Raw genomic sequence first — 17694 nt, forward strand, 5'->3', positions numbered from 1 at the left:
CTACATCGCCGAGTCGCTGAAGACCAATGCCGCCTGAACCTCCCGCAGCGGCGCCCGCGCGCCGCTGCGGGACGCCTCTCACCGACCGGAGAACCGCCATGCTCTGCATCCAGGCCCTGCGCGCCTTCGCCGACAACTACATCTGGCTGCTCCAGGACGTTGCCCAGCGGCGTTGCGCGGTGGTCGATCCGGGTGACGCCGAGCCGGTGCAGGACTGGCTGCAACGCAATCCGGGCTGGCAGCTCGCCGACATCCTGGTCACCCATCATCACGACGACCACACCGGCGGCATCGCGGCGCTCAAGCGCAGCACCGGCTGCCGGGTGATCGGCCCGGCCGGCGGGCGCATCCCCGCGCTCGACCTGACGCTGCACGACGGCGACCTCTGCGCGGCGCTCGGCCAGCGCATCGAGGTGATCGGCGTACCCGGCCATACCCTCGACCACATCGCCTACTTCCTGCCGGGCACGGCAGGCGCGCGACCCTGGCTGTTCAGCGGCGACACCCTGTTCGCCGGCGGCTGCGGACGGTTGTTCGAGGGCAGCGCGCAACAGATGCATGACTCCCTCACCCGTCTCGCCGCGCTGCCGGCCGAGACCGAGGTGTTCTGCGCCCACGAGTACACCCTGGCCAACCTGCGCTTCGCCTGCGCGGTGGAACCGGACAACCGCGAACTGCGCCAGCGACTGGAACAGACCGAGGCGATCCGCGCCCACGACGGCATCAGCCTGCCGTCCAACCTCGCCTGCGAACGCGCCACCAACCCGTTCCTGCGCACCGGCGAGGCCACGGTGCGCGAGGCCGCGGCACGTTTCAGCCGCTGCCAGCAGGCCGATCCGGTGGCGGTGTTCGCCGCCCTGCGGGAATGGAAGAACGGCTTTCCGGGTTGATCTCGCGAGGCGCGCACGCCACCCTGAACGCCCACGCACCACCGCCCGGTGATTCCGCTGACCGCTCCCGCCCTGCCCCCGAAACGCCGCTCGCGCCGACGCATCGCCGCCTGGTCCGCGTTGCTGGCGCTCCTGCTGCTGGCCCTGCTCAGCCTCGCCTGGGCGCGGTTGCTGCACGGCCAGGGCATCGAGCGCCTCGACCTGAACGGGCTGCGCATCAGCGCCGACGGCGTGCAGGCGCAGCGCCTGTCGCTACAGCGGCGCGGCGCTGACGGCGCGCGGCTGTACCTGGTCATCGACGACCTGCTGCTGGATTGGCGCGACGGCGGACGCCTGCGCATCGGCCAGTTGAACATCGACCTCGACACGCCCTCGCAGGCCGACGCCGGGGAGGCCGCGGCGTTCGACCTGGCGGCGCTGCCCGAGCTGCCGGCATGGCTGCCGCGGCGCTTCGACATCCAGCGCATCGACGCCAACCTGCCCTGCGCCGCCGGGCGTTGCGCCCTGCTGGGTTCGCTGAGCCTGCGCCACGCCGGCGCCGCGCTGTTCCCGGCCAGTCTCGAAGTGAATCTCGAACGCGACGGCCGCCAGGTGCAGCTGCTCGGCCTGCTCGAAGGCGATCGCCAGGCGCCGCGGCTGTCGTTGGGGCTGGCGATCGACGAACAGCCGCGCGCCAGCCTGCGTGTCGCCCTCGCGCCGAACGCCGACGGCCAGTCGCTCAGCGGCCAGCTGTCGGTGCCCAACCTGCAGGAGGCGCCCTGGCTGGTGGAATGGCTCGGCGAATGGATGCTGCTCGGCGAACGCCAGGTGCCGCTGGCGCCGGAGGCGATGCAACTGGCCGCCGACTGGCAGTTGCAGCTGCCCGCCGGCGCCCTGCGGGCCCGCGACCTGGGCGTCGCCAGCGGCAGCGCGCGAGTCGAAGCGCACCTGCCGCAGCCCTGGCCGCTGCCGGACGTCGGCCAGGTCCAGGGCGACCTGCAACTGGGCGCCACGGCGGATCGCGGCCACTGGCTGCCCGGCGAGGTGCGCGCCACCCTGCGCCTGGACAACCTCACCGGCAGTTGGCGCGACGCACTGCCCGCCGGCCTGCGCGCCGACAGCCTCGACCTGCGCATCGTCCCGGCCGAAGGCCCGCGCAGCGACGGTCTGCTGCCCTTCGATCTACAACTGGCCAGCCAGGGCGCGCTCGCCGCCACCCTCGAAGCCAGGCTCGCCACCGCCACGCAGCCGCCCTGGACGCTGCAGATCGACAGCGCGCGCCTGCGCGGTCAGAGCACCAGGCTCGCGCTGGACGGCCTGCGCCTGAGCCGGCCGAGCCTCGACCTGGCCTTCAGCGGGCAGGTCGATCAACGGCAGGCGCGGCTGCTGCTGGGCAACCCCGCGCAGGTGCACAGCGAGCGCGTCGACCTGCTCGACGCCGGCCAGTCGACCCTGGAACTGCACGCGCTCAACGCCACACTGGCCGGCGTGACGCTGGACGCCGGCTATTCCGATGCCGGCCTGGACACCTTGCGCGCACAAGGTCCCGCGCGCCTGCAAACGACCCAACTGCGCCAGGCCAGCCTGCGGCCACAGGGCTGGAGCTGGCAGGGCAAATTCGACAGCGACCTCGCCGCGCTGAAGGCGGACGGCGCGCTGGGCAACGACGCCGGATTGCCCGCGCAGGTGCAGCTCGACTACGCCTACGGCGGCGCGCTGCACCTGAAGGCGCAGGTGCAGGAACTGTTCATGCGCGCCGGCAACCCGCTGGCGAAGACCCTGGCGGACTGGCCGGCGCTGCTGGAACTGGGCGACGGCCGGCTGCGCGCGCATGCGCAATTCGACCTGCGCGACGGTGTGCCCGAACTGGACCTGGCGCTGAACGCGCAGAACCTCGGCGGCATCTACGACCGCGTGGAGCTGTCCGGGCTCAGCGGCGATGCGCGCGTCACCCTGAACGACAAGGCCCTGCAGCTGGAACTGCCCGACCTGCGCCTGGGCGAACTCAATCCGGGCCTGGCGATCGGCCCGCTGCGTTTTGCCGGACGTTACCGCACCAGCCTGCAACGGCCCGCCGCCGGGCGGCTCGACTGGCAGCACGCGGAAACCGCGCTGCTCGGTGGCCGGCTGTGGCTGGAGCCCGGCAATGGCGACCTGGCGGCGGCCGGTCTCGATCTGCCGCTGCAGCTGCGGGGACTGCAACTGGCGGAACTGTTCCGCGCCTATCCGGCCGAAGGCTTGAGTGGCGACGGCGTGCTCGACGGGCGCCTGCCGCTGCACTGGAACGGCCAGGCGCTGCGCATCGACCAGGGTGAAGTCGCGGCCCGGCCGCCGGGCGGCATGCTGCGCTTCCATTCGCCGAAGATCATCGCCCTGGCCCAGGCCAACCCGGCGATGAAGCTGATGGCCGACGCGCTGGAGGATTTTCGCTACGAGCTGCTCAGCAGCGCGGTCAGTTACGATGAGGCCGGCAAGCTGATGCTCAACCTGCGCCTGAACGGGCGCAATCCGGACCTGGAACGCGGCCGGCCGTTCAACTTCAACATCAATCTGGAAGAAGACATTCCGGCCCTGCTGACCAGCCTGCAACTGAGCGGCCGGGTCAGCGAAACCATCCAGCGACGGGTGCAGGAGCGTTTGCAGCGCCCCGCCGAGTCGCCCACCGAGGAGAAACCCTGATGGTTCAGCGCCACATCCTCGCCGTCGCCCTGCTGCTGTTGTCCGGCGTCGGTTGTACCCCCACCGTGCAACTGGCGGTGCCCAACGAGCCGATCAACATCAACCTCAACGTGAAGATCGAGCACGAGATCTACATCAAGGTCGACAAGGCGCTGGACAACGTCCTCGACGAATCCAGCGGCCTTTTCTAGGAGACTTGCCATGCGCCTTCGCCACACCTTCGCAGCCAGCCTGCTGGCCCTCTGCCTGGCCACTCCGGCCTTCGCCCTCAGCCTCAACGAGGCGATGTCCGCGCTCGGCGCCGCCAAGGCCGCTGGCCAGCTCGGCGAGCAACCCGACGGTTACCTCGGCGTGGTCAAGCCCGGCGGCCAGGCCGAGGACATCGCCGCGCAGATCAACCAGGCGCGCCGCGCCGAGTACCAGCGCCTGGCCAAGCAGAACGGCATCGCCCTGGGCGACGTCGAGGCCATCGCCGGCAAGAAGGCGCTGGACAAGACCCCGAGCGGGCAATACATCCAGCTCAACGGCAAATGGATGAAGAAGTAAGCCGATGGACGCCGACGACAAGGGTGCGATCAGCCGCCTGACCCTCGCCCACTACGCGCGCAACGCCGAAGGCTTTCGCGAGGGCACCCGCGACCACGACGTCAGCCAGAACATCGCCGCGCTGCTGCGCCACATCCAGGCCGAGGCGCCTTTCGCGCTGCTGGATTTTGGCTGCGGGCCGGGCCGCGACCTGCGCACCTTCAAGGCCCTCGGGCACACGCCGGTCGGCCTCGACGGCACCGCGCGCTTCGTCGAGATGGCCCGCGCCGACAGCGGCTGCGAGGTCTGGCAACAGGATTTCCTCGCCCTCGACCTGCCGCCGGAACGCTTCGACGGCGTGTTCGCCAACGCCTCGCTGTTCCACGTACCGCGCGCCGACCTGCCGCGCGTGCTGCGCCAGCTGCACGCCACGCTCAAGCCCGGCGGCGTACTGTTCGCCTCCAACCCGCGCGGCGACAACCGCGAAGGCTGGAGCGGCGAACGCTATGGCGCCTGGCACGACTGGGCGCGCTGGCGCGACTACCTCACCGCCGCCGGCTTCACCGAGCTGGAACACTACTACCGGCCCGAAGGCTTGCCGCGCGACCAGCAACCCTGGCTGGCGAGTGTATGGCGGCGCTGACGTAGAACACTTCCGGCGCAGCGGTTAATTACCTCGATGCCATTGAAAAAGTTATCAGCTTATAGGCCTAAGTGAGCGCTTATTACCTATTGAATTCGCCTCCGCCAAAACGATCTTGATAAAGGCGAACCTGCCAGATTCCACTTGATACATATCAACTTTCAACGCACCGCCCAATTGAAAGAATGGCTCCCCGTATAATCAAACCTTAGGGAGTTAATATGAGTCTCAATGTTTTCTGGTTCCTGCCAACGCACGGCGACGGCCGCTACCTGGGCAGTGCCAATCAGGCACGCGCCGTGGATCACGGCCTACCTGCAACAGATCGCCCAGGCGGCGGAAAAGCTCGGCTACGGCGGCGTCCTGATTCCCACCGGGCGTTCCTGCGAGGACTCGTGGATCGTGGCTTCCAGCCTGGTTCCGGTGACCCGCACGCTGAAATTCCTGGTCGCCTTGCGCCCGGCGACCTTCTCGGTGACCGCCAATGTGCGCATGGCCGCGACGCTGGATCGGCTGTCCGGCGGACGCCTGCTGGTCAACGTGGTGGCCGGCGGCGACTCGTCCGACCTGGAAGCCGACGGCAACTTTCTCGGGCATGACGAACGTTATGACCACGCCGACGAATTCCTCAGCGTGTGGAAGAAACTCTTCGCCGGTGAAACGGTGGACTTCGACGGTGAACATATTCAGGTAAAAGGCGCGCGGCAGATATTCCCCGCCTTGCAGCAACCGCATCCGCCGTTGTTCTTCGGGGGTTCTTCGCCGGCCGCCCATGAAGTGGCCGCCGAGCATGTGGATTTATATATCTCCTGGGGTGAAACACCCCACGAGGTGGCGAAGAAGTTCGCCGACATCCGTCGCCGCGCCGCCGCCCTCGGCCGCACCGTGCGTTTCGGCGTGCGCCTGCACGTGATCGTCCGCGAGACCGAGCAGGAAGCCTGGCAGGCCGCCGATCGCCTGATCAGCCACCTCGACGACGACACCATCGCCCGCGCCCAGGCCTCGCTGGCGCGGATGGATTCCCACGGTCAGCAACGCATGCAGGAACTGAACAACGGCAAGCGCGGCGACCTGGTCGTCAGCCCCAACCTCTGGGCCGGCGTCGGCCTGGTCCGCGGCGGCGCCGGCACCGCGCTGGTGGGCAGCCCGCAACAGGTCGCCGACCGCCTGCTGGAATACGCCGAGCTGGGCGCCGACACCTTCGTGCTCTCCGGCTACCCGCATCTGGAAGAGGCCTACCGCTTCGCCGAGCTGGTGTTCCCGCTGCTGCCGCCGCCGGTCCGGGAAAAGCTCGGCGCCAACCTGATCAGCCCCTTCGGCGAAGCCATCGCCAACGACCAGTTGCCGCCACGCGCCGCGCAGCGCTAAGTCGCCACCCTTCGCCCGGCACCCAAAGTGCCGGTGCGCATGGCGCACCCTACGGAACGGATACGTCCCCCCACGAGCCGGCATCAACGTGGCAGTCGATCGTCCGGCTCCAGCAGCGGCACCTCGACGCTGAGGGTGTCGGGGTACTTGATGCCGGCGCCGGTGTTCAGCGCCACCACGCGTTCGCCGGCCAGCCGGCCTCGCGCAACTGGCAGGCGGCGGCGAACAGCGCGACGCGGACGCGGCGGTTCGTCAGCAGGCGGGACCGATCAGCTGCCCGGATTGACGTGGGCTTCCTCGAAGAAATAGTCCTTCCAGGACGCCGCCTCGTTCTTCAGCACGCCCAGCTCGTTGAGCTTCTCGGCGTAGATGAAGGTGCGCTCCGGGGAGACGGTGAAGTCGATCTCCGGGTCTTCGACGGTCTTCTGCACGAAGGCCAGCGGCAGCTTGGATTGCTCGACGTCGATGTAGGTCTGCGCAGCCTTGGCCTTGTCCGCCTTGATGATCTGCGAGGCCTCGACGAGGGCGTCATAGAAGGCCTTGTAGGTCTTCGGATTCTCATCATGGAATTTCTGCGTGGTGTAGAGCACGTTGAAGGTGGCCTGGCCGCCGAGGATGTCGTAGGAGCTGATCAGCTTGTGTACCTTGGGGTTTTCCAGTGCCTGGTACTGGAACGGCGGGCTGGAGAAATGCGCGCTGATCTCCGAGCCGCCGGCCAGCAGCGCGGCGGTGGCGTCCGGGTGCGGCAGGCTCACGGAGATCTTGTCGAAGCGCTGGAAGTCGGCGTTGCCGTAGCGCTTGGCCGTCTCGATCTGCAGGGTGCGCGACTGGAAGCCGACGCCCGCGGCCGGCACGGCGATGCGGTCCTTGTCGGAAAGGTCGTCGAGGGTCTTCACCTCGGCGCGGTTGCTCAGCAGGTAGTTGGGCATCGAACCCAGCGAGGCGATGGCCTTGACGTTCTGCTTGCCGCGGGTGCGGTCCCACACGGTGAGCATCGGCGGCACGCCGGCCGAGACCACGTCCAGGGCATTGGCCAGCAGCGCCTCGTTCATCGCCGTGGCACCGGAAATGGTCCGCCAGTCGACCTCGACGTTGTCCAGGCCCAGGGCCTTGCCGTGTTTCTCGATCAGCTTCTGTTCCTTGACCACGTCGAGGATCAGGTAACCGATGCCGAACTGCTGGGCGATGCTGATGCTGCCTTCGGCCTGGGCCAGCGCCGGCGCCAGCAACGCGGCGGCCAGCAGGGTGTTGCGGATGCGATGGTTCATGGTGTCCCCAAAAAAGTAGTGGCCGCTGACGGCCGGATTTCGGTGTTGGCAAAGGCCGATCCGGCGGCCCGGTCTCGGAGAACTCTGGTAAGGCGGAGCACGCTTTGGCGGCCCATCGGGTGGCGAGCCAGCCAAGCCTCCGCCCGGTGGATAAAAAGAGCGTTATCCACCCTACAAACGCCGTAGGGTGGATCGTGCTTCATCGATCCACCGGGGGGCTGTCCAGCCCGACCTCCGCCTGATGGATGCAAAGAGCGTCAGCTACGCGCCCCGATCCACCCTACGGCGCGATTAACCGCGCTGCATTCCCCAGCGCTTCACGGTGACTCGCTCCAGGGTGGCGAACACCAGGTTCTCCACCACCAGGCCGATCAGGATCACCGCGACCAGCCCGGCGAAAACCTTGTCGGTGTACAGCTCGTTGCGGTTCTGGAAGATGTACCAGCCCAGTCCGCCCTTGCCACTGGAGGCACCGAACACCAGTTCGGCGGCGATCAGCGTGCGCCAGGCGAAGGCCCAGCCGATCTTCAGCCCGGCGAGGATCGACGGCAGCGCCGCCGGGACCAGAATCAGCAGGACGAAACGCAGCCCGCGCAGGCCGTAGTTGCGCCCGGCCATGCGCTGGGTTTCGGAGACGCCGAGGAAGCCGGCGTAGGTGTTCAGCGCCAGCGGCCAGAGCACCGAATGCACCAGCACGAAGACCAGGCTGGCCTGGCCGAGGCCGAACCAGAGCAGCGCCAGCGGCAGCAGGGCGATCGGCGGCAGCGGATTGAGCATCGACGTCAGGGTGCTGAGCAGGTCGCGGCCGAGCTGGGTCGACACCGCCAGGGTGGTCAGGCCGAACGCCAGGACGATGCCGATCAGGTAACCCTTGAACAGGATCGACAGGGAAATCCCGACGCGCTCGATCAGCACGCCGCTGGCCATATCTTCGAAGAAGGCGCGGGCGGTCTGCAGGAAGCTCGGCAGCATCAGGTCGTTGGCCTGGTAGCGCGCGACCACCTCCCAGAGCACGGCCAGCAACACCAGGATCAGCGTCTTGCGCAGCCAGCCCTGCTGCCACAGGCGTTGCGCCAGTGGCAGCTTGCGCTCCAGCGGCAGGCCGACCAGCGGCTGCAGGGCGATTTCGTATTCCGCGCGCACGGGCGGGATCAGTTTCATGATGGTGCTCCCGTGTCAGTAGGAAATGCGGATGTCCTGGAAGCGCAGGTCGGGTCGACCTGCGGCTCGCCGTCTTCATCGAACAGCAGCCGGTGGATGCGCTGCGCGGTGTGCTGGAAGTCGACGCCGCCCAGGCTGTTCAGGTCGAAGGCGTGCGCATTGATCTCCGCCCGCACGCGCCCCGGATGCGGCGAGAGCAGCAGGATGCGATTGCCCACCACCAGTGCCTCCTCGATGGAGTGGGTGACGAACAGCAGGGTGAAGCGCACTTCGTCCCACAGCTGCAGCAGCTCTTCCTGCATCTTGCGGCGGGTCAGCGCATCGAGCGCGGCGAACGGCTCGTCCATCAGCAGGATCTTCGGCTGCATGGCCAGCGCGCGGGCGATGGCGACGCGCGCCTTCATGCCGCCGGAAAGGGTGTGCGGGTAGGCGTCGGCGAAGGGGGCCAAGCCGACCTTCTCCAGGTAGTGCAACGCGCGCTCCTCGGCCTCGCGGCGCTTGAGGGTGCGCGAGGCGAGCAGCGGGAACATGACGTTCTGCTTCACCGTCTTCCACGGCGGCAGTTGGTCGAATTCCTGGAACACCACGATGCGGTCGGGGCCCGGCTCGCTGACGCGCTGGCCATCGAGGCGGATTTCCCCGTCGCTCGGCTCGATGAAGCCGGCGACCGACTTGAGCAGGGTCGACTTGCCGCAACCGGACGGCCCGAGCAGGACGAAACGGTCGCCCGGATAGACGTCGAAACTCACTTCATGGGTGGCCCGCACCACGCGCTGCGGGGTCTTGTATTCCAGGCTGACCTTGTCCACGTGCAGCAGTGCTGCCAGTGCCGAAGCGCTGGCCGTGTGGCCTTGCAGGACGGCGTTCATCGGATTTCCTTTACTGGGTGGGGGCTGAGGAGGCGCGCCGTTCAGAACGGCACATCGCCCTGGATGGTGGTGCGGTGCATGCGCCGGCGCAGGTGGCTCGGGCAACCGGTGGCGAGGTGGATCAGCGAACGGTTGTCCCAGAACACCATGTCGTGCGGCTGCCAGACGTGGCGATGGATGAACTCCGGGCGCGCGCTGTGGGCGTACAGCTCGGCGAGGATCTGCCGGCTCTCGTCCTCGGGGACATCGAGAATATGGGTGGTGAAGTTCTCGTTGACGAACAGGCCCTTGCGCCCGGTTTCCGGGTGCGTGCGCACCACCGGATGGACCACCGCCGTGACCTCGGCGAGCTGCGCCGCGGTCAGCGTCGGCCGGCGAATGCCCTTGAACACTTCATCGGCGTAGCGCGCCGTGTAGAGGTGCGCCGCGCGTTTACCCTGGATGGCACGAGCCAGCTCCGCCGGCAGGGTCTCGTAGGCCAGCTGCTGGCTGGCGAACAGGGTGTCGCCGCCCTCTTCCGGCAGCTCCTGGGCGTGGAGCATCGAGCCCAGGCTGGGAAATTCCTTGTAGGACAGGTCCGAGTGCCAGAACTTGCCGGCGTCGCCCAGGCCGATCGGCTGGCCGTTCTCGACGATGTTGGAAATGATGAAGACTTCCGGGTGCCCGGCCAGGAGGAACTGCTTGAGCACGTGGATCTGCAGCGGGCCGAAGCGGCGGCTGAAATCGACCTGTTGCTGCGGGCTGATGTGCTGGTCACGGAACACCAGCAGGCCGTGGTCGAGGTGGGCGCGGTGCACCCGGGCGAAATCCGCGTCATTCAGCGGGCGGGCGAGGTCGAGGCCGACGATTTCCGCGCCGAGCTTGCCCAGCGGACGGATGTCGAAGTGTTGCGAGGTGGTCTCCGGGGAAGGAGTCGCCACCGCAGCTACCGCGTTCATGGATGTTTCTCCATGCAGGCGCGACGGACGCGCGCATTGAAAGGATCAGGACGATGTCGCCCTGGCTTCTCGTTTCATGTGCGGCGCGCCGGTTGGCCGGCAGGTACGCGAGTAACGACTATAAGTGAATAAGAATGTCAGATATAAATACGATTAGTGCATAAGGTTATGGCCGGGCGCGCGGCTCGTCCGCCAGCACCCGGCGCAGCAGATCGAACAGCGCAACACGCGTCTGCGGGTCCTCGCTGGCAAGCTGCAGCTGCCGTTCGAGACGCGCCAATCCGCAGGGCGCGGGCAGGTTCAGGTGCTCGGCGAGAATCTCCGCGCCGCTGCTGACCAGCAGTGCGAAGTGGATGACGCTCTCCAACTCGCGGGTGTTGCCCGGCCAGTCGTGCTGCTCCAGCGCCTCACGCGCGGACTGGGCGAACTGCGGCAGCGCCAGGCCGAGGCGCTGGGCATAGGTGCCGAGGAAATACTCGCCCAGGGCGAGGATGTCGCCAGGCCGTTCGCGCAACGGCAACAGGTGCACGTAGCCGTCGCCCAGGTAGTGGTAGAGACGCTCGTTGAACTTGCCCGCGGCGACGGCCTGGCCCAGGTCGATGCTGGTGGCGGCGACCAGGCGCACGTCCGCCGGACTCGGCTGGCGCGCGCCGACGCGGATCACCTCGCGGGTCTCCAGCGCGGCCAGCAACTTGCCCTGCAAGGCCAGTGGCAGGTCGCCGATCTCGTCCAGATACAGCGTGCCGCCGGTGGCCGAACCGAACCAGCCGGCGCGGCTGCTGGCCGCGCCGGTGTGGGCGCCCGGCGCATGGCCGAACAGCTCGGCCTCGCCGTAGGTCGGGCTCAGCGCCTCGCAGTTGACCGCGACGAACAATCCGTGGCGCTCGCTGCTGCGGTGGATGTAGCGCGCCAGCAGCTCCTTGCCGGTGCCGGTTTCGCCGCGGATCAGCACCGGCAATTCGCTGTCAGCGAGCTGCTCGACACGTTCGCGCAGTTGCCGCGAGCGCGGGTCGATGAATACCAGCGCCTTGGCGCGAATGCTCAACGGGTTCTTTTCGGCATCGGGGAAAGCCAGCAGCGGTTGGCGCAGGTCGTCGTGCATGGGATTGTTCCTGAAACGTCGAGGCCGCCGGGGCTTCCATGGGCGCGGCGGCCTCGATTGAAGAAAGGGAGGACTCAGGCGCTGTGTCGCGCCAGCCGCTCGATCCGCGCCTGCAACCGGTAGAGCCAGGCGAAACCCTGCTCCCAGCGGGTGTAGCCGGACTTCACGTTGATGTGCCCCGCGCCGACCAGGATGCTCGCCTCGGATTCCCAGCCACGCGCCAGCTCCAGCGCGCGGGCGGCGGTGGCGGCCGGATCGTCGTCGGAGCCGATCAGCTGGCTGGGAAACGGTAGCGGCCGCGTGGGAATCGGCGCGAAGTTGTGCAGCGCTTCCGGGCAACCGGGGCGCTCGACGTCCGCCGGCGCCACCAGCAGCGCACCACGCACCCGGCGCAGCAGGGCGGGCGAGGCCTGCTCGGCCCAGTGCGCGACGGTGACGCAACCCAGGCTGTGGGCGATCAGCATCACCGGCGTGCGTTCGGCGGCGATTTCGCGCTCCAGCGCCGCCACCCAGTCCTCACGTCGCGGCCGCTCCCAGTCGGCTTGCTCGACCCGCGCGCTGTTCGGCAGGCTGCGCTGCCAATGGCTTTGCCAATGCTCGTCCGAGGAGCCCTGCCAGCCGGGCACGATGAGGTAACGGATCGATTCGTTTCGCATGTTCGCCTCCAATGTTCTGGCGGCAGTGTAGGCAGCTTGAATCGAGCAATGAAGGAATAAAAGATTATGTTCTTATTCTACAAGTCCACATTGCAGCGACATCATATGCGATCTAAAGGTTATATAAAAATACTAAAACGGTATTTTTAAGAATAAAAATACCTCCCTATATTCGCCCCCACGCCATTGCCATCGCATGGCGCCCAGCGAAGGAAAGACCCATGAGCGCAACCATAAGAAGCGTCGATGGCCAGGACGAGCAAACCATCCTGCGCGAAATCCAGAGTGCCCTGCGCGACCTGCGTTTCGGCTCGGTGGAAATCACCGTCCACAACGCCCAGGTCGTGCAGATCGAACGCAAGGAAAAATTCCGCCTGCAGCCGTCCTCCGGCAAGCCGGCCTGAATTCACCCCGACCGGACCGCCGGAGGCATGAGTATGAAAACGATTAGAAGAAGCATGTCCCCGCACGGCTATCGCCGCTGTTGCTGGCGAATGCGCTGAACCCCGATCGAACCGCACCAGCCAACACTCAGAATTGATCCGCGCGCCAGGAACGGCGCGCTTCGGAGCGCACCATGTCGACCAAATCCATCCGTTCGTTCAGCCTGGCGCTGATCGCTGGCGCCCTGTTCAGCGCGCAGTCCTTCGCCGCCACCGAACTGCTCAACGTCTCCTACGACCCCACCCGCGAGCTGTACGTCGAGTACAACGCCGCCTTCGCCAAGCACTGGAAGGCCGAGACCGGCGAAGACGTGGTCATCAAGCAATCCCACGGCGGTTCGGGCAAACAGGCTCGCGCGGTGATCGACGGCCTGCAGGCTGACGTGGTGACCCTGGCGCTGTCCGGCGACATCGACGCGCTGAACCTGCTCAAGCCGCTGATCGACCCCAACTGGCAGGCGCGCCTGCCGCAGAACAGCACGCCGTACACCTCGACCATCGTGTTCCTGGTGCGCAAGGGCAACCCGAAACACATCAAGGACTGGGACGACCTGGTGAAGAGCGGTGTCGAGGTGATCACCCCGAACCCGAAAACCTCCGGCGGCGCGCGCTGGAACTTCCTCGCCGCCTGGGCCTACGCGAAGAAAAAGTACGGCAGCGATGACAAGGCCCTGGAGTTCGTCACCGAGCTGTACCGTCACGCCCCGGTGCTCGATACCGGCGCCCGCGGCGCGACCATCAGCTTCGTCCAGCGTCAACTCGGCGACGTGCTGCTGGCCTGGGAGAACGAGGCCTACCTGTCGCTCGCCGAGGAAGGCGGCGACCAGCTGGAAATCGTCACTCCGTCGCTGTCGATCCTCGCCGAGCCGCCGGTTTCGGTGGTCGACGCCAACGTCGATCGCAAGGGCACCCGCAAGGTCGCCGATGCCTACCTGCAATACCTCTACAGCGAAGAAGGCCAGCGCATCGCGGCGAAGAACTTCTACCGTCCACGCGATGCCAAGGTCGCGGCCGAATTCAAGGACAAGTTCGCCCAGCTCGAACTGGTGACGATCGACAAGGAGTTCGGCGGCTGGAAGCAGGCCCAACCCAAGTTCTTCGACGATGGCGGCGTGTTCGACGACATCTTCAAGAAGATCAACCAGTAGGGTGGGTTAGCGGCGGCTCCGCGACAGCCCCGTCCTTCGCAGGGACGGGCGCCGCGTAACCCGCCGACGGCTCATCGGGCATCGCACGCCCCGCACCACGCATCGATACCTTACCCAAGGACGCCACATGTCCCACCGAACCTCCCCGGTCATACCCGGCTTCGGGCTGACGCTGGGTTACACCATCAGCTACCTCGCGCTGATCGTTCTGATCCCCCTCGGCGCCATGCTGATCTATTCCCTGCAGATGACCGCCGAACAATGGTGGTCGCTGATCAGCAGCCGCCAGGTGCTGTTCTCGCTCAAACTGTCGTTCGGCACCGCGCTGTTCGCCGCCCTCCTCAACGGCGTGCTCGGCACCGTGCTGGCCTGGGTGCTGGTGCGCTACCGCTTTCCCGGCCGGCGCATCATCGACGCGATGGTCGACATGCCCTTCGCCCTGCCCACCGCGGTGGCCGGCATCGCGCTGACCTCGCTGTACGCGCCCAACGGGCTGATCGGCTCGCTGTTCCCCTTCAAGATCGCCTACACCCCGCTGGGCATCACCCTGGCGCTGGTGTTCGTCACCCTGCCGTTCGTGGTGCGCACCCTGCAGCCGGTGCTGGCCGACATTCCCAAGGAAATCGAGGAAGCGGCAACCTGCCTGGGCGCGCGTCCCTTGCAGGTGTTCCGCCACGTGCTGCTGCCGAGCCTGCTGCCGGCCTGGGTGACCGGTTTCGCCCTGGCCTTCGCCCGCGGCGTCGGCGAGTACGGCTCGGTGGTGTTCATCGCCGGCAACATCCCCCTGAAGACCGAGATCCTGCCGCTGCTGATCGTCTCCAAGCTCGACCAGTACGACTACAAGGGCGCCACCGGGATCGGTGTGCTGATGCTGGCGGTGTCGTTCGTCCTGCTGCTGTTGATCAACCTGCTGCAGCGTCGCCTGCAGCCGCAGAACTGAGGAGCGCGAGATGAGCATCGCAAGCGCAACCCTGACCAAGGACAGCGCCGTGCGCGCCAGCGTGCAGCGCACGCCCGCCGCGCTGATCCTGATCGGCCTGGCCTGGATCATCTTCGCGGTGGTCCTGCTGCTGCCGCTGTACATCGTCGTCACCCAGGGCCTGCAACGCGGGCTGGACGTGTTCTGGAACGCGATCAGCGAACCGGACGCGATCTCCGCCCTCAAGCTGACCCTGCTGGCCACGGGCATCTCGGTGCCGCTGAACCTGGTGTTCGGCGTCGCCGCGGCCTGGTGCGTGACCAAGTTCGAGTTCCGCGGCAAGAGTCTGCTGATCACCCTGATCGACATGCCGTTCTCGGTTTCGCCGGTGGTCGCCGGCCTGATCTACGTGCTGCTGTTCGGTTCGCAGGGCGTCGTCGCCCCGTTCCTCCAGGCGCATGACCTGCAGATCGTCTACGCCGTGCCGGGGATCGTCCTGGCGACTATTTTCGTCACCTTCCCCTTCGTCGCCCGCGAGCTGATCCCGCTGATGGAGGAACAGGGCACCACCGAGGAAGAGGCCGCGCGGCTGCTCGGCGCGAACGGCTGGCAGATGTTCTGGCACGTCACCCTGCCCAACGTGAAGTGGGCGCTGATCTACGGCGTGGTACTCTGCACGGCCCGCGCGATGGGCGAGTTCGGCGCGGTGTCGGTGGTCTCGGGGCACATCCGCGGGATGACCAACACGCTGCCGCTGCACATCGAGATTCTCTACAACGAATACAACATCGTCGCCGCGTTCAGCGTGGCGATCCTGTTGCTGGCGATGGCCCTGGTGATCCTCCTGCTGCGGCAGTGGAGCGAATCGCGGCTGAGCCGCAGCCTGGTGCGCGACGACGAATGATCGCGCGCCAGATACCGAACGAAACGACCGGCGCCGCGCGCCGTCACCCGGCCAACGCCGTGGCACAGCAAACGAGGCTGACATGAGCATCGAGATTCGTGGCATCAACAAACACTTCGGCAACTTCCAGGCGCTGAAGAATATCGACCTGCACATCCGCAGCGGCGAGCTGGTCGCCCTGCTCGGCCCGTCCGGCTGCGGCAAGACCTCGCTGCTGCGCATCATCGCCGGCCTGGAAACCCCGGACACCGGCAGCATCGTGTTCCATGGCGAGGACGTTTCCGGCCATGACGTGCGCGACCGCAACGTCGGCTTCGTCTTCCAGCACTACGCCCTTTTCCGCCACATGACGGTGTTCGACAACGTCGCCTTCGGCCTGCGCATGAAGCCGAAGAAGCAGCGCCCGAGCGAAAGCGTAATCGCCGGCAAGGTCCACGAACTGCTCAACCTGGTGCAGCTCGACTGGCTCGCCGACCGCTACCCGGAGCAACTCTCCGGCGGCCAGCGCCAGCGCATCGCCCTGGCCCGCGCACTGGCGGTGGAACCGAAGATCCTGCTGCTCGACGAACCCTTCGGAGCGCTCGACGCCAAGGTGCGCAAGGAGCTGCGCCGCTGGCTCGCGCGCCTGCACGAGGAAGTCCACCTGACTTCGGTGTTCGTCACCCACGACCAGGAAGAAGCGATGGAAGTCGCCGACCGCATCGTGGTGATGAACAAGGGCGTGATCGAGCAGATCGGCACCCCGGCGGAGGTCTACGAGAAGCCCGCCAGCGAGTTCGTCTACCACTTCCTCGGCGACTCCAACCGCCTGCAACTGGCCGAGGACAACCACCTGCTGTTCCGCCCGCACGAGGTCTCGCTGTCGCGCTCGGCCGCGGACGAACACCGCGCCGCGCAGGTCCGCGACATCCGCCCGCTGGGCGCGATCACCCGCGTGACCCTGCAGGTCGACGGCCAGGACGAACTGATCGAGGCGGAAGTCGCCAAGGATCACGGCAGCCTCGCCGGTCTCGTCCGCGGCGAAACCCTGTACTTCAAGCCGAAGGCGATCCTCACGCCGTCCAGCGCCGTGCAGCACGTCTGACCGCCCCGCCGCCGCGCGCCAGACGGGCGCGCGGCCTTCCGGCCAACCCGCGCCGGCCCTCCCCGTTCTCATTGCGCCGCGATTGCGCACGCAATGGCGTCGAGCGCGACGCGTTCGATCGTAAAAATCACACTTTCGAGCAATCCGAAAACTCCGTTTCGGCGTTAGGCTATGCACCGACTGCCCAGAGAGGCAGCGCTGGCTCACAACAATAAGATCAGGAGCTTTCCGGAAATGAATCCCAAGCCATTCCTCGTACTGCTGTGCACCCTCCTCGCCGGGCTGACGACCGCCGCCGCGCCCGCCGCGCAGGCCGAGCTGTCGGTTCTCGAGCAGGTGCAGATCTACGCCTCACGCGCCACGTCGAGCCTCATCCTGCTGCGCGGGGAAGGCTTTCAGGACATGTACCGCGAACGCCTCGAACAGGACATCAAGGCCCTCGATGCCGCCATGCGCCGCGTGCCGGAGCCCAGCAGCGCGCTGCTCGCCGAACAGCGCGACCTGGTGACCGAACTGCGCCGCGGTGTGGCCTTCGGTCCCAGGGAGGACGCCATGCCCTGGGGTTATCCGCTGGAGCTGAACAAGCGCCTGCGCGACTTCCTCACCGCCGCCCGCGCGATGCCCGGCGCGCCGCACACCGAAGTCGCCGCCAAGGTGGAGTACCTCGGCGTGCAGTACCTCAATCGCGCCTACCTCGGCGCCTTCGAGATCGCCCGCGAACAGCCGGAAAACTACCTCGGCCAGGACGAGCGCCAACTGGTGCCGTCCATCGACGCGGAGATCCAGACCTTCGCCGCCCGTGACCCCGCCGCCCTGGCCCGCCTGCAGACGCGCTGGAAGTTCCTCCGCGCCGCGCTGCTGGACCTCAACAGCCAGAGCAACTCGCTGATCAGCGTGTCCGGTCGTCCCTACGCGCCCACCGTGGTCGACCGCAACACCCGCACCCTCAGCGACCAGTGGATGAGCATGAATTAACCCGCCGCAGTTCGCAGGATGCGCCATGCGCACCGAAACACTCTTGCGCCAGCCTCAACCCGCATCGTCACCCAGGGTGCGCGCGGCGCACCCTAGGACGAACCTCGCGCCCGAAGCGATCCGCCGCTCCGTAGGGTGCGCCG

Annotated in this window: 16 protein-coding genes and 2 pseudogenes; 12 read left to right on the forward strand and 6 right to left on the reverse strand. The window is 67.1% G+C overall.

Translation table 11 applies throughout. The features are described from left to right. Positions 1–98: 98 nt before the first annotated feature. The 6 genes and pseudogenes from gloB to ssuD all read left to right on the forward strand — a co-directional run bounded on the left by gloB (position 99) and on the right by ssuD (position 6084). Positions 99–890 (forward strand): hydroxyacylglutathione hydrolase, encoded by a 792-nt coding sequence (gene gloB, locus QMX85_RS21210; protein ID WP_282344217.1) that lies wholly within the window; start codon positions 99–101, stop codon positions 888–890. 48 nt (positions 891–938) lie between these two features. Further along, on the forward strand, positions 939–3548 hold the full coding sequence (locus QMX85_RS21215) for a YdbH domain-containing protein (protein WP_282344219.1): 2610 nt from the start codon (positions 939–941) through the stop codon (positions 3546–3548). Continuing rightward, positions 3548–3739: a YnbE family lipoprotein gene (locus QMX85_RS21220; protein ID WP_282344221.1), complete on the forward strand. Its 192-nt coding sequence runs from the start codon at positions 3548–3550 to the stop codon at positions 3737–3739. Before QMX85_RS21215 ends, QMX85_RS21220 begins: the two co-directional genes overlap by 1 nt. Positions 3740–3749: 10 nt before the next feature. Further along, positions 3750–4094 carry a YdbL family protein gene (locus QMX85_RS21225; RefSeq protein WP_282344223.1) on the forward strand — a complete coding sequence of 115 codons (345 nt, stop codon included), beginning with the start codon at positions 3750–3752 and terminating at the stop codon, positions 4092–4094. Positions 4095–4098: 4 nt separating this feature from the next. Beyond that, positions 4099–4716 carry a class I SAM-dependent methyltransferase gene (locus QMX85_RS21230; protein ID WP_282344224.1) on the forward strand — a complete coding sequence of 206 codons (618 nt, stop codon included), beginning with the start codon at positions 4099–4101 and terminating at the stop codon, positions 4714–4716. A 221-nt stretch (positions 4717–4937) separates the two neighbouring features. Beyond that, a pseudogene (gene ssuD / locus QMX85_RS21235) lies at positions 4938–6084 on the forward strand (FMNH2-dependent alkanesulfonate monooxygenase). Positions 6085–6353: 269 nt separating this feature from the next. Here the strand turns inward: ssuD and QMX85_RS21240 are convergent. The 6 genes and pseudogenes from QMX85_RS21240 to QMX85_RS21265 form a co-directional block, all read right to left on the reverse strand. Then, positions 6354–7352 carry an ABC transporter substrate-binding protein gene (locus QMX85_RS21240; RefSeq protein WP_282344225.1) on the reverse strand — a complete coding sequence of 333 codons (999 nt, stop codon included), beginning with the start codon at positions 7350–7352 and terminating at the stop codon, positions 6354–6356. A gap of 291 nt (positions 7353–7643) precedes the next feature. Then, entirely contained in the window at positions 7644–8513 is an 870-nt protein-coding gene (locus QMX85_RS21245; RefSeq protein ID WP_282344226.1) for an ABC transporter permease, read from the reverse strand. Between the two features lie 15 nt (positions 8514–8528). Further along, positions 8529–9382, reverse strand: a pseudogene (locus QMX85_RS21250) (ABC transporter ATP-binding protein). A 41-nt stretch (positions 9383–9423) separates the two neighbouring features. Then, positions 9424–10320 (reverse strand): TauD/TfdA family dioxygenase, encoded by an 897-nt coding sequence (locus QMX85_RS21255; protein WP_282344228.1) that lies wholly within the window; start codon positions 10318–10320, stop codon positions 9424–9426. A gap of 166 nt (positions 10321–10486) precedes the next feature. Further along, positions 10487–11422, reverse strand: a complete 936-nt coding sequence (locus tag QMX85_RS21260) for a sigma 54-interacting transcriptional regulator (RefSeq protein WP_282344229.1) — start codon at positions 11420–11422, stop codon at positions 10487–10489. Between the two features lie 74 nt (positions 11423–11496). Beyond that, positions 11497–12078, reverse strand: a complete 582-nt coding sequence (locus QMX85_RS21265; RefSeq protein ID WP_282344230.1) for an alpha/beta hydrolase — start codon at positions 12076–12078, stop codon at positions 11497–11499. A gap of 221 nt (positions 12079–12299) precedes the next feature. On the opposite strand from QMX85_RS21265, the gene oscA reads away from it, so the two are divergent. From oscA to QMX85_RS21295, 6 genes are all read left to right on the forward strand, one after another. Further along, on the forward strand, positions 12300–12482 hold the full coding sequence (gene oscA, locus QMX85_RS21270; protein WP_090224769.1) for a sulfur starvation response protein OscA: 183 nt from the start codon (positions 12300–12302) through the stop codon (positions 12480–12482). Between the two features lie 173 nt (positions 12483–12655). Continuing rightward, a complete protein-coding gene (locus QMX85_RS21275) occupies positions 12656–13669 on the forward strand; it encodes a sulfate ABC transporter substrate-binding protein (RefSeq protein WP_090224767.1) in 1014 nt (337 codons plus the stop codon). Between the two features lie 127 nt (positions 13670–13796). Then, positions 13797–14609, forward strand: a complete 813-nt coding sequence (gene cysT, locus QMX85_RS21280) for a sulfate ABC transporter permease subunit CysT (RefSeq protein ID WP_090224766.1) — start codon at positions 13797–13799, stop codon at positions 14607–14609. Between the two features lie 16 nt (positions 14610–14625). Further along, complete coding sequence (gene cysW / locus QMX85_RS21285) at positions 14626–15492, forward strand: sulfate ABC transporter permease subunit CysW (protein WP_282344235.1); 867 nt, start codon at positions 14626–14628, stop codon at positions 15490–15492. Between the two features lie 82 nt (positions 15493–15574). After that, positions 15575–16576, forward strand: a complete 1002-nt coding sequence (locus tag QMX85_RS21290; RefSeq protein WP_282344232.1) for a sulfate ABC transporter ATP-binding protein — start codon at positions 15575–15577, stop codon at positions 16574–16576. A 234-nt stretch (positions 16577–16810) separates the two neighbouring features. Continuing rightward, on the forward strand, positions 16811–17551 hold the full coding sequence (locus tag QMX85_RS21295) for a hypothetical protein (protein ID WP_273234595.1): 741 nt from the start codon (positions 16811–16813) through the stop codon (positions 17549–17551). Positions 17552–17694 lie beyond the last annotated feature (143 nt).

The sequence above is a fragment of the Pseudomonas sp. PS02288 genome (genome assembly GCF_029959715.1).
GTDB classification, from domain to species: domain Bacteria; phylum Pseudomonadota; class Gammaproteobacteria; order Pseudomonadales; family Pseudomonadaceae; genus Pseudomonas_O; species Pseudomonas_O kuykendallii.

What these genes read in the sequence shown, in the direction of transcription:
- gloB (WP_282344217.1), top strand. Translation starts at nt 99, where the DNA reads ATGCTCTGCATCCAGGCCCTGCGCGCCTTCGCCGACAACTACATCTGG.
- QMX85_RS21220 (WP_282344221.1), top strand. Translation starts at nt 3,548, where the DNA reads ATGGTTCAGCGCCACATCCTCGCCGTCGCCCTGCTGCTGTTGTCCGGC.
- QMX85_RS21225 (WP_282344223.1), top strand. Translation starts at nt 3,750, where the DNA reads ATGCGCCTTCGCCACACCTTCGCAGCCAGCCTGCTGGCCCTCTGCCTG.
- QMX85_RS21230 (WP_282344224.1), top strand. Translation starts at nt 4,099, where the DNA reads ATGGACGCCGACGACAAGGGTGCGATCAGCCGCCTGACCCTCGCCCAC.
- QMX85_RS21240 (WP_282344225.1), bottom strand. Translation starts at nt 7,352, where the DNA reads ATGAACCATCGCATCCGCAACACCCTGCTGGCCGCCGCGTTGCTGGCG.
- QMX85_RS21245 (WP_282344226.1), bottom strand. Translation starts at nt 8,513, where the DNA reads ATGAAACTGATCCCGCCCGTGCGCGCGGAATACGAAATCGCCCTGCAG.
- QMX85_RS21255 (WP_282344228.1), bottom strand. Translation starts at nt 10,320, where the DNA reads ATGAACGCGGTAGCTGCGGTGGCGACTCCTTCCCCGGAGACCACCTCG.
- QMX85_RS21260 (WP_282344229.1), bottom strand. Translation starts at nt 11,422, where the DNA reads ATGCACGACGACCTGCGCCAACCGCTGCTGGCTTTCCCCGATGCCGAA.
- QMX85_RS21265 (WP_282344230.1), bottom strand. Translation starts at nt 12,078, where the DNA reads ATGCGAAACGAATCGATCCGTTACCTCATCGTGCCCGGCTGGCAGGGC.
- oscA (WP_090224769.1), top strand. Translation starts at nt 12,300, where the DNA reads ATGAGCGCAACCATAAGAAGCGTCGATGGCCAGGACGAGCAAACCATC.
- QMX85_RS21275 (WP_090224767.1), top strand. Translation starts at nt 12,656, where the DNA reads ATGTCGACCAAATCCATCCGTTCGTTCAGCCTGGCGCTGATCGCTGGC.
- cysT (WP_090224766.1), top strand. Translation starts at nt 13,797, where the DNA reads ATGTCCCACCGAACCTCCCCGGTCATACCCGGCTTCGGGCTGACGCTG.
- QMX85_RS21290 (WP_282344232.1), top strand. Translation starts at nt 15,575, where the DNA reads ATGAGCATCGAGATTCGTGGCATCAACAAACACTTCGGCAACTTCCAG.
- QMX85_RS21295 (WP_273234595.1), top strand. Translation starts at nt 16,811, where the DNA reads ATGAATCCCAAGCCATTCCTCGTACTGCTGTGCACCCTCCTCGCCGGG.